Origin of the sequence: Bradyrhizobium sp. ORS 375 (assembly GCF_000239775.1) — a bacterium.
In the GTDB taxonomy this organism is placed as follows: Bacteria; Pseudomonadota; Alphaproteobacteria; order Rhizobiales; family Xanthobacteraceae; genus Bradyrhizobium.
Genome location: NZ_CAFI01000440.1, coordinates 1 through 671 on the forward strand (window position 1 = coordinate 1; position 671 = coordinate 671).

A 671-nucleotide genomic window follows, 5' to 3' on the forward strand; every position below is an offset into this window, starting at 1 on the left:
GACCGAAGTCATCGACGTCGGCCACTTCCTGCCGATGGCGTTCGCCGACTGGTTCATCCGCAAGGAGATGGCGACCGAGGCGCAGACGCAGTCGGTGCTCCTGGTCGACGACTCGCCGTTCTTCCGCAACATGCTGGCGCCGGTGCTGAAGTCGGCGGGCTACAAGGTGCGCACGGCGGCCTCGGCGCTCGAGGGCCTCGCCACGCTGCGCTCCGGGCACACCTTCGACATCGTCGTCACCGACATCGAGATGCCGGAGATGAACGGCTTCGAGTTCGCCGAGACCATCCGCGCCGACCAGAACCTGCATCATTTGCCGGTCATCGCGGTGTCGTCGCTGGTGTCGCCGGCGGCGATCGAGCGCGGCCGCCAGGCCGGCCTCTACGACTACATCGCGAAGTTCGACCGTCCGGGTCTGATCGCCGCGATGAAAGAGCAGATCGAGGAACGGGCGCGTGCCGAGGCCAATCGGCGGGCGGCGTAATACGAGCGGCGAGGAGTAGCCTGCGATGAGCAGCAAAATCGAAACCACCGACGGCGCGGCCTCCGAATTCGTGACTGCCGTGATCGGCGGCCAGTTGTTCGGCCTGCCGATCTCCCGGGTGCAGGACGTGTTCATGCCGGAGCGGGTGACGCGGGTGCCGCTGTCGTCTGCAGAGATCGCCGGCGTG

General features: G+C 66.9%; 2 protein-coding genes. Both read left to right on the top strand.

Annotation, left to right across the window (positions count from 1 at the left end):
• The coding region (locus BRAO375_RS29270) for a response regulator (RefSeq protein WP_035642940.1) at positions 1 to 484 on the top strand (484 nt) is incomplete at its 5' end.
• Positions 485 to 509: 25 nt separating this feature from the next.
• On the top strand, positions 510 to 671 hold a 162-nt coding region (locus tag BRAO375_RS38760), incomplete at its 3' end, for a chemotaxis protein CheW (protein ID WP_035642943.1).